Source organism: Paracoccus sp. (in: a-proteobacteria), from assembly GCF_030538755.1.
Lineage (GTDB): Bacteria > Pseudomonadota > Alphaproteobacteria > Rhodobacterales > Rhodobacteraceae > Paracoccus.
Window position 1 is genome coordinate 1 of record NZ_JAUNTJ010000041.1, and the last position, 9,644, is coordinate 9,644.

The window sequence follows — 9,644 nt, forward strand, 5'->3', positions numbered from 1 at the left end:
ACCGGCCTGTCACGCCGGGGGTCGCGGGTTCGAGCCCCGTCAACCGCGCCATTTCATCCCCCCCATTCATGATGATGCGCCAGCCAGCCGCGATAAAACGGATGGCCTTCCGGCCCCCCTGTTCCTGATGTAAACCCGCCAGGACAAGGCCCGCACCAAAGGGATGCAAAGACCGGGCGTCAGATCAAGGATGACTGCAATGAACCAACAGGACGAGGCAACCGCGCTGATCGCGCGCATGGGCCGCGCCGCGCAAGAGGCCGCCGTAACCCTGCGTCAGGCCAGCCCCGCCGCGAAACAGGCGGCGCTGAACACCGCTGCCGATGTGCTGGTTGACAACATCCCTGACATTCTGGCCGCGAATGCCCGCGATATGGAATTTGCCCGCGAAAAGGGGCTGTCCGAATCGATGCTCGACCGGCTGAAGCTGGATCAGGCGCGCGTCCGTGACATCGAATCGGGCCTGCGCGCGGTGGCCGATCAGCCCGATCCGGTCGGTCAGATAAGCGCCGAGTGGGACCGCCCCAACGGCCTGCATATTCAGCGGGTGCGCACCCCCATCGGGGTGATCGGCGTGATCTATGAAAGCCGCCCCAATGTCACCGCCGACGCTGGCGCACTGGCGCTGAAATCCGGCAATGCGGTGATTTTACGCGGCGGCTCGGAAAGCCTGCACTCCAGCGCCGCGATCCATGCCGCCATGGTCGAGGGGCTGCGCGCTGCCGACCTGCCGGAAACGGCGATCCAGCTTGTGCCGACCCGCGACCGTGCGGCGGTCAGCGCGATGCTGACGGCGCAGGGGCTGATCGACGTCATCATCCCGCGCGGCGGCAAGGGGCTGGTCGGGCTGGTGCAGGATCAGGCGCGGGTGCCGGTGTTCGCCCATCTCGAAGGCATCTGCCACGTCTATGCCGACGCCGATGCTGATCTGGACAAGGCCCGGCGCGTGGTGGTGAACGCCAAAACCCGCCGCACCGGGATCTGCGGCTCTGCCGAATGCCTGCTGATCGACCGCGCCTTTTACGACCGCCACGGCGATGCGCTGATCCGCGACCTGCTGGACGCCGGCGTTCAGGTCCGCGCCGATGGCGATCTGGCGACGATTTCCGGCACCACCCCGGCCCAGCCCGACGACTTCGGACGCGAGTTTCTCGACAAGATCATCGCCGCCAGGCTGGTCGATGGGGTCGAGGGCGCGATCGAACATATCCGCCGCTACGGCAGCAATCACACCGAAGCGATCCTCACCGAAAACGACGCCACCGCCGCCCGCTTTTTCGCCGGGCTGGACAGCGCGATCCTGATGCGCAACGCCTCGACCCAGTTCGCGGACGGCGGCGAATTCGGCATGGGCGCGGAAATCGGCATCGCCACGGGCAAGCTGCACGCCCGCGGCCCGGTCGGGGCGGAACAACTGACCAGCTTTAAATACATCGTCACCGGCGACGGCACGATCCGACCCTAAGGCGCGTCTTTCGTTTGAAAATATCCTCGGGGGAATCCGTCCCCTCAGGGACGGATGGGGGGCAGACAGCCCCCCTTGCGGCGGTTCAAAAAGAAATCTCGCCGCCTTTTTCATCCAGTTCCCATGTCAGCGGGCGCTGTGCCTCGCGCGCGCATTCCGCCAGCAGCGGAAACTGCACCTCAGAGGGGGCGGGCAGGGTCTGCCCCACAGCGTCGCCGCCCAGCCATGACCACAGCGCATTGTCAGGCTTCATCCGGTTGGCCTCGGCCATCAGCCGCCACCGCTGACCTGCACGAACTGCAAGAACGCGGCCGCCCCATGGCATCGCCGTTTCAAAGCACATGATGGCCAGCAGAATCATCCGCCCCTCGATCCGGGGCAGGTCGCCCTCGGCCTCCAGCGTGATGCGGACGCGGCCCTGTTTGGACATGCCGTCCAGCACCCGTGCCAGATCGGGCTGGCTGACCCGCTGATCGGCGGGGGCGGCGCCAAAGGCCATGCGAAAGGCCTGAATGCGCGCCCGCGCCGCATCGACGGATTCGGCGATCAACTGCACCTCGGGGCTTTTGCCGATGCCGGAAAACTCGCCCGACATTTGCAGCAATTCCAAACCGTTACCGATGGCCCCCAGCGGCGAGACCAGATCGTGGCACAGCCGTGACCCGACCATTGCCGACAAATGAACCGCCGCGATCTTGCTTGCTGCGCCACTCATGCTGACTTACCCTTCAGGAAAGAGGTTGCCATGAACGAAACCCTTGAACCCGGCATGATCGTCCGCCACCCCGGCGCGCCCGAATGGGGCGAGGGGCAGGTGCAGTCGCGTATCGGCGACAGAATCACGGTGAACTTCGCCGATGCCGGAAAGCGGGTCATCGACGGGCGGCGGGTGGTTCTGACGGTGGTCAGGTTCGACACAGGGTTGTGATCTTTGCTCATGCCGCAACTCATCCCTGTATCGGCCTTGAATTGCAATGCCGTTAATGCACAATGTGCAAATAAATTTCTCGACAGATCAAGCGCGGTTGCAATACGGCCTGCGCCCGCCTAGACATGCGGGCCATAAGCAGCAAAAGGTCCGCTTTGGCCGCATGAAGCACGATCCCGGCTATTTCGAAATTCGTCTCGCCACCAGTGAACGCGATCTTATGGCCGCGCAGCGGCTGCGCTATCGCGTGTTTGTCGAGGAACTGGGCGGCGACGGCGATCTGGTCGATCACGACGCCCGGCTCGAACGGGACGAATTCGATCCCGTGGTGGATCACCTCTGCCTGATCGACACCCGCCGCAGCGCCCAGGATCTGGATCATGTCGTCGGTGTTTATCGCCTGCTGCCGGGGTCGCGGGCGGCGGCCTTTGGGCGGTTTTATTGCGATGGCGAATATGACCTGACGCCGCTGCGCGAATCGGGCCGCACCGTGCTGGAGCTGGGCCGGTCCTGCGTCGATCCGGCCTTTCGCGGCGGGTCCGGCATGTTTTTGCTGTGGAACGCGCTGGCCGATTATGTGCTGGATAACGGAATCGAGATCCTGTTCGGCGTCGCCAGCTTTCACGGCACCGATGCCACGATGCTGGCCCCGTCGCTGGCGTGGCTGCACCATCACCACCTTGCCCCCGCCGACCTGCGCCCGCGCGCCCGCCCCGAGGGGTTTCAGCCGATGGACCTGATCCCGCCCGACCGGCTGAACCGGCGCGAGGCGATGCTGGGGATGCCCGCGCTGATTAAGGCGTATCTGCGCCTTGGCGGCATGGTGGGCGAGGGGGCGTTCATCGACCGCGCCTTTAACACCACCGATGTATTCCTGCTGATGGACACAAAGGCGATGTCCGACAAGCACCGCCAGTTCTATCAGACCCGCTGGCAGCAGAACCAATGACCGATCCCGGACGCGGGTCCGCCACATGGCGCGGCGCCGATCCGCCCACGCTGCCCGGCCCGCAGGGGCTGCGCGGCTGGTGGCGGGTGGTCCGGCGCGGCGTTCCGGCGGTGCTGGTGCTGCTGGTCGGAGTCATTCTGATTCTGCCCCTGCGCGCGGTGGAATGGCTGATCGCCGGGCCGCGCCGCCCTGTCACCGGGCCATGGGTGCAGGGCGTCTGCCGCGCCGTTCTGGCTTGCATCGGCATCGGCTGGTCGCGGCAGGGCGTGCCGATGCGCGGGGCCGGGGCGGTGGTGGCCAATCATTCAAGCTGGCTGGATATTCTGGTGATGAACGCCGCCCAGCCGGTGTTCTTTGTCAGCAAGGCCGAGGTGGCGGGCTGGCCCGGCATCAATATCCTGACCGCCGTCACCAACACCCATTTCGTGACCCGCGACCCGAAACTGGCCCGTGCGCAGGCCGATGAGTTCGCGGCCCGCACCCGCGCCGGGCACCGGCTGTTGTTCTTCCCCGAGGGCACCTCGACCGATGGGCGCCGGGTGCTGCCCTTTAAGCCGACGCTGTTTCAGGGCTTTCTGGACCCGGCCTTGCCGGCAGGTCTGGCGATTCAGCCGATGACGGCGGTGTATCAGGCCCCGCCCGGTGCCGATCCGCGCTTTTACGGCTGGTGGGCGGATATGGACCTTGGCCCGCATCTGCTGACCGTGCTGGCCGCGCCGCGTCAGGGGCGGGTCACGGTGATTCTGCACCCTCCGATGCCGGTGGCCGGGCATGACCGCAAGACGCTGGCCGCAGCGGCACAGGCGGCAGTTGCCGCGCCGCTGCAAGGGTAGGGTGCCCCCAACAGGGGCGGCGTTATCCTTGTCGGCGCAATCTGGCTGTCGTTGCGACCGCGCTTGCTGCTAATATCCCCCCAACCTCACAGCCTGCGAGACCCTGTATGAGCCGCTTTGCCGCCCCCATCGCCGAACAAATCTGGGATATGAAATACCGCCTGCGCGATGCGGACGGCACGCCCATCGACCTGTCGGTCGAAGATAGCTGGCGTCGCGTCGCCCGCGATCTGGCCAGCGTCGAAGCCGACCCCGATGCGTGGGAGCCACGCTTTTACGCCGCGCTTGAGGATTTCAAGTTCCTGCCCGCCGGGCGCATTCTGGCGGGTGCGGGCACGGGCCGGTCGGTGACGCTGTTCAACTGTTTCGTGATGGGCACCATCCCCGATGACATGGGCGGCATTTTCGACATGCTGCGCGAGGCGGCGCTGACCATGCAGCAGGGCGGGGGCATCGGCTATGACTTCAGCACCATCCGCCCGCGCGGGGCCGAGGTGCGGGGCGTGGCCGCCGATGCCTCTGGTCCCTTGTCCTTTATGGATGTGTGGGATGCGATGTGCCGCACGATCATGTCGGCCGGTTCGCGCCGGGGGGCGATGATGGCGACCATGCGCTGCGATCACCCCGACATCGAAGCCTTTATCGCCGCCAAACAGGACAGCGCCCGGCTGCGCATGTTCAACCTGTCGGTGCTGGTGACGGATGCCTTTATGCAGGCGGTGCAGGGTGACGGGCCGTGGGATCTGGTTTTCGGCGGCAAGATCTATCACACCGTTCAGGCGCGCGATCTGTGGAACAGGATCATGCGTGCCACCTATGATTATGCCGAACCCGGCGTGATCTTTATCGACCGGATCAACGCGGCCAATAACCTGCATTATGCCGAAACCATTGCGGCGACGAACCCCTGCGGCGAACAGCCCCTGCCGCCCTATGGGGCCTGTCTGCTGGGGTCGGTGAACCTGGCGCGGCTGGTGACGGACCCGTTCACGCCGCAGGCGCGGCTGGATGGCGCGGCGCTGGATGATCTGGTGCGCACCGCGATCCGCATGATGGATAACGTGGTCGATGCCAGCCGCTTTCCGCTGCCGCAACAGGCGGCCGAGGCGCAGGCGAAACGCCGCATCGGTCTGGGCGTGACCGGGCTGGCCGATGCGCTGCTGATGCTGGGGCTGCGCTATGGTGCGCTGGATGCGGTGGCGCAGACGCGCGACTGGATGCGCGCGATTGCGCGCGCTGCCTATCTGGCCAGTGCCGGTCTGGCCGCCGAAAAGGGGGCCTTTCCGCTGTTCGATGCCGATGAATATCTGGCATCCGGCTTTATGCAGCGCATGGATGACGAGGTGCGCACAGCCATCGCGCAGCATGGCATCCGCAACGCTCTGCTGACCAGCATCGCCCCCACCGGCACCATCAGCCTGTATGCCGGCAATGTGTCATCCGGGATCGAGCCGGTCTTTGCCTATGCCTACACCCGCAAGGTGCTGCAAAAGGATGGCTCGCGCACGGAAGAAGAGGTCGTCGATTACGCCGTGCAGATGTGGCGCGATCTGCATGGCGATGCGCGGCTGCCGGATTATTTCGTCAATGCCCAGACACTTGCTCCGCTGGATCACGTTGCCATGCAGGCGGCGGCGCAGGAATGGGTGGACAGTTCGATCAGCAAGACCATCAACTGCCCCGAGGATATTTCCTTTGACGATTTCAAGGGCGTGTATCTGGCCGCATGGGATCTGGGCTGCAAGGGCTGCACCACCTATCGCCCGAACGAGGTGACGGGTTCGGTGCTGTCGGTCAGCGAAACGGCGGATGCCGCGCCGCAGGCCGACAAGGGCGCCGATGTCGTCTATCTGACCGAACCGCTGGATCGCCCCGCCGCGCTGGAGGGCGCGACCTACAAGCTGAAATGGCCGGGGTCGGAACATGCGATCTATATCACCGTCAACGACATCATTCAGGGCGACCAGCGCCGCCCGTTCGAGGTGTTCATCAATTCAAAGAACATGGAGCATTTCGCCTGGACCGTGGCCCTGACCCGGATGGTGTCGGCGGTGTTCCGGCGCGGCGGCGATGTGTCTTTCGTGGTTGAAGAGCTGAAAGCCGTCTTTGATCCGCGCGGCGGTGCGTGGATGCAGGGGCGCTATGTGCCCTCGATCCTTGCGGCCATCGGTGGCGTGATTGAACGCCACATGATCGCCATCGGCTTTCTGGCGGGCGAGGGGGCGGGGCTGAAATCCGACCCCAAGGCCGAAGTCATGGCCGTGGGCCAGCCCCCGCGCGGCCCCGCCTGCCCAAGCTGCGGTCAATACGGAATGCGCATGATCGAGGGCTGCATGACCTGCCCAAGCTGCGGCCACAGCAAATGCGGCTAGGCCGGGGTGGGGTTTCGGCCCGCGCTGCCGTTCTGACAGATACCGCCAGCCCCGCGATCAGGGGGCTGGCGCGGGTGCTGCGTTAACCTTCCAGCGCCTCAAGCTCGTCGATGAAGCCTTCGATCATCGACAGCCCCTTGTCCCAGAACGCCGGGTCGCTGGCGTCCAGCCCAAAGGGGGCCAGCAGGTCGGAATGGTGTTTCGACCCGCCTGCGCGCAGCAGGTCGAAGTATTTTTGCTGGAACCCGTCCGGCGCGGCCTCGTAGGCGGCATAAAGCGCGTTCACCAGCCCGTCGCCAAAGGCATAGGCGTAAACGTAAAAGGGCGAATGCACGAAATGCGGGATATAGGACCAGAAGGTTTCATATCCCGGCATGAATTCGAACACCGGGCCAAGCGATTCGGCCTGCACCGACATCCACAGGGCGTTGATGTCCTCGGGCGTCAGTTCGCCCTGCGCGCGGGCGGCGTGCAGTTTGGATTCGAAATCGTAAAACGCGATCTGGCGCACGACCGTGTTAATCATGTCCTCGACCTTGCCGGCCAGCAGGGTCTTGCGCTGCACGGGGTCGCTGGTTTTGTCCAGCAGCGCGCGGAAGGTCAGCATCTCGCCAAAGACCGATGCGGTTTCGGCCAGCGTCAGCGGGGTGTCGGCCAGCAATTCGCCCTGCGCCGCCGCCAGCCGCTGATGAACGCCGTGGCCCAGTTCATGCGCCAGCGTCATCACGTCGCGCGGCTTGCCCAGATAGTTCAGCAGAACATAGGGATGCACATCGGTCACGGTCGGATGGGCAAAGGCACCCGGCGATTTGCCCTGCGTCACGCCCGCGTCGATCCAGCCCTTGTCAAAGAACGGCGCGGCCAGATCGGCCAGTTCCGGGTCAAAGCCCGCATAGGCGTCCAGCACGATCTGCCGCGCCTCGTCCCAGCCGATCAGGCGCGGGGTTTCGGTCGGCAGCGGGGCGTTGCGATCCCAGACCTGCAACTTGTCCAGCCCCAGCCATTTGGCCTTTAGCGCGTAATAGCGATGCGACAGGCGCGGATAGGCGGCCACCACGGCGGCGCGCAGGGCCTCGACCACCTCGGGTTCCACGTCATTGGACAGGTGGCGGCCATGCTGAGGGGTCGGCATCTTGCGCCATTTGTCCTCGATCGCCTTTTCCTTGGCCAGCGTGTTGTGGATGCGCGCGAACAGGGTCTGATTGCGGCCAAAGACCGCCGCCAGCGCGCGCGCCCCGGCCTCGCGCCGGGAACGGTCATGGTCGGTCAGCAGGTTCAGCGTCGCCTCCAGCCCAAGGGTCTGGCCGTTGACGTCGAACTCCAGCGCGGTCATGGTTTCGTCGAACAGCCGGTTCCACGCCGCCGCGCCCACCACGGAATTGTCGTGCAGGAACTGTTCCAGCTCGTCCGACAATTGATGCGGGCGCATGGCGCGCATCCGGTCGAACACCGGCTTGTATCGCGCCACCTGTGCGTCCGCGAAAACCGCCTGATAGCGGTCGTCGGGAATACGGTTGAATTCGAGGCTGAAGAACACCAGCGGCGTCGTGTCCTCGGTCACGCGGGCCTGAAGGTCGCCCAACTGCTTGGCGCGGGCCGGATCGGCGGTGTTCTGGGCATGACGCAGCCCGGCATAGGACATGATCCGCCCGCCAAGGTTGCTGATTTCCTCGTATCGCTGAATGCATTGCTGCATGGCTGCGGCATCCAGATCGGCCAGCTTGCCCTGATAATCGGCGGCAAACGCGGCGACCAGATCGTGCAGCCGGTCCAGATCGGCGGTCAGTTCGGGGGCGTCGGGTGCGGGGTAAAGATCGCTCAGATCCCAGACCGGCAGATCACCCAGCTGAGGGGCGGCGCCATTGTCATTCGCATCGAAAACCGGGGTCGGGTGCATGAAATCTCCTGTCAGTCGTTGCGGGGAATCTGGTGCGTCAGGGCGCTGTGTGCAAGCCTTGGTCGCGACCCGCCACGCAAAAGCCCCGCGCCGGGCAGGGCGCGGGGCTGGCGGATTGTCGGGGGCGGGATCAGGCGCGGTGGCCCGAACGTTCCCGCGCAGGCTTTTCGCCCGCATGTTCAAAGGCACCGGACGGATATTTGATCCGCGCCGTTTCAGCCATGTTCTTCATGCCCTTGTCGGCATCCGGGTCGCGGGGATGCAGGGGGCCGCCGTCCTCTTTCATGCTGTCGCGTTCCTCGGCTGCGGCCTTGAGGTCGGCCGCCTTGCGGGCCAGCGCGGCCTGATCCTTGCCCGAACCCGCGCCATCGCGGCGCTTTTTCTGTTCGGCACCGGCGCGGCGAAGGGCCGCCGACAGGTAATCATGCTTGGTCTTGGTGCCCGCATTGTCACGGGCCGGGCTGTCGCCACGCGGGTCTGCCTTGCCGCGCGCCTCGCGCCGCTGACGGCTGGCGATGTCGCGCGCACGGTCGCGGCGGTCACGCAGGCGGCGGATCAGGTCGGTCAGATCGCCATCACTCAGGCTGGCCAGATTGGGCTGACGCGCCGCCTGCGACAATTCCTGTTCGTCCTGGCTGAGGGCGCGTTTTTCTTCGGGCGTCATCTGAGTCATGGTTCCTCCTGATTGTTCGTGACCCAACGGTTTTGGCGGGGTTTTGTTCCGCCACCGGCCTGCCGCCGCGAAAACATCGCGCTTTTTCGGTGTGTTCGGGGCGTTAGAGTTGTGTTTTGGCGCAAGGGAGGCTATGCGCGGCTCATTCCGGCGGCCAGACAAGCCGCACCCCCCAAAATCCAGAAAAGCAATGACCGAAGCGAAAAATCACACCCCGATCCCGGAACTGTATGTGTCCGCAGAAGCCGCCGCCGCGCTGAAGGATGAAGCGGGCAACATGCCGTCGTGGGATCTGACCCCGCGCCAGATCTGCGATCTGGAACTGCTGATGAACGGTGGCTTTCAGCCGCTGACCGGCTTTCTGTCCGAGGCGGATTACAACGGCGTCGTCAATGACATGCGCCTGACCTCGGGCGCGCTGTGGCCGATGCCGATCACGCTGGATGTGTCGGAAAAATTCGCGGGCGAGGTTGAACCGGGCACCGACATCGCCCTGCGCGATCAGGAAGGCGTCATTCTGGCGATCC

At 65.2% G+C, this 9,644-nt stretch carries 8 protein-coding genes and 1 pseudogene; 6 read left to right on the top strand and 3 right to left on the bottom strand.

Annotation, left to right across the window (positions count from 1 at the left end):
• The first annotated feature begins 199 nt into the window (after window positions 1–199).
• Window positions 200–1,465: a glutamate-5-semialdehyde dehydrogenase gene (locus Q4G14_RS14810; RefSeq protein WP_303362535.1), complete on the top strand. Its 1,266-nt coding sequence runs from the start codon at window positions 200–202 to the stop codon at window positions 1,463–1,465.
• Window positions 1,466–1,550: 85 nt separating this feature from the next.
• Here Q4G14_RS14810 and Q4G14_RS14815 read toward each other — a convergent pair whose 3' ends face one another.
• Window positions 1,551–2,180, bottom strand: coding sequence for a histidine phosphotransferase family protein (locus Q4G14_RS14815; protein ID WP_303362536.1), 630 nt, complete (start codon window positions 2,178–2,180; stop codon window positions 1,551–1,553).
• Between the two features lie 30 nt (window positions 2,181–2,210).
• Here Q4G14_RS14815 and Q4G14_RS14820 point away from each other — a divergent pair, with 30 nt between their 5' ends.
• From Q4G14_RS14820 to Q4G14_RS14835, 4 genes are all read left to right on the top strand, one after another.
• Entirely contained in the window at window positions 2,211–2,393 is a 183-nt protein-coding gene (locus Q4G14_RS14820) for a DUF3553 domain-containing protein (RefSeq protein WP_303362537.1), read from the top strand.
• 163 nt (window positions 2,394–2,556) lie between these two features.
• Window positions 2,557–3,342: a GNAT family N-acyltransferase gene (locus tag Q4G14_RS14825; RefSeq protein ID WP_303362538.1), complete on the top strand. Its 786-nt coding sequence runs from the start codon at window positions 2,557–2,559 to the stop codon at window positions 3,340–3,342.
• Window positions 3,339–4,175, top strand: coding sequence for a 1-acyl-sn-glycerol-3-phosphate acyltransferase (locus Q4G14_RS14830; protein ID WP_303362539.1), 837 nt, complete (start codon window positions 3,339–3,341; stop codon window positions 4,173–4,175). The genes Q4G14_RS14825 and Q4G14_RS14830 overlap by 4 nt, the downstream gene beginning before the upstream one ends.
• A 107-nt stretch (window positions 4,176–4,282) precedes the next feature.
• A complete protein-coding gene (locus Q4G14_RS14835) occupies window positions 4,283–6,547 on the top strand; it encodes an adenosylcobalamin-dependent ribonucleoside-diphosphate reductase (RefSeq protein ID WP_303362540.1) in 2,265 nt (754 codons plus the stop codon).
• A gap of 82 nt (window positions 6,548–6,629) precedes the next feature.
• On the opposite strand, the gene Q4G14_RS14840 is transcribed toward Q4G14_RS14835, so the two are convergent.
• On the bottom strand, window positions 6,630–8,444 hold the full coding sequence (locus Q4G14_RS14840) for a M3 family oligoendopeptidase (protein ID WP_303362541.1): 1,815 nt from the start codon (window positions 8,442–8,444) through the stop codon (window positions 6,630–6,632).
• A 130-nt stretch (window positions 8,445–8,574) separates the two neighbouring features.
• A complete protein-coding gene (locus tag Q4G14_RS14845) occupies window positions 8,575–9,117 on the bottom strand; it encodes a hypothetical protein (RefSeq protein ID WP_303362542.1) in 543 nt (180 codons plus the stop codon).
• 190 nt (window positions 9,118–9,307) lie between these two features.
• On the opposite strand from Q4G14_RS14845, the pseudogene Q4G14_RS14850 reads away from it, so the two are divergent.
• A pseudogene (locus tag Q4G14_RS14850) lies at window positions 9,308–9,644 on the top strand (adenylyltransferase); the annotation flags it as partial.

Bases quoted from the DNA above. Each gene is read 5' to 3' on its own strand.
- Q4G14_RS14810 (WP_303362535.1), top strand. From the start codon at position 200: ATGAACCAACAGGACGAGGCAACCGCGCTGATCGCGCGCATGGGCCGC.
- Q4G14_RS14815 (WP_303362536.1), bottom strand. From the start codon at position 2,180: ATGAGTGGCGCAGCAAGCAAGATCGCGGCGGTTCATTTGTCGGCAATG.
- Q4G14_RS14820 (WP_303362537.1), top strand. From the start codon at position 2,211: ATGAACGAAACCCTTGAACCCGGCATGATCGTCCGCCACCCCGGCGCG.
- Q4G14_RS14825 (WP_303362538.1), top strand. From the start codon at position 2,557: ATGAAGCACGATCCCGGCTATTTCGAAATTCGTCTCGCCACCAGTGAA.
- Q4G14_RS14830 (WP_303362539.1), top strand. From the start codon at position 3,339: ATGACCGATCCCGGACGCGGGTCCGCCACATGGCGCGGCGCCGATCCG.
- Q4G14_RS14835 (WP_303362540.1), top strand. From the start codon at position 4,283: ATGAGCCGCTTTGCCGCCCCCATCGCCGAACAAATCTGGGATATGAAA.
- Q4G14_RS14840 (WP_303362541.1), bottom strand. From the start codon at position 8,444: ATGCACCCGACCCCGGTTTTCGATGCGAATGACAATGGCGCCGCCCCT.
- Q4G14_RS14845 (WP_303362542.1), bottom strand. From the start codon at position 9,117: ATGACTCAGATGACGCCCGAAGAAAAACGCGCCCTCAGCCAGGACGAA.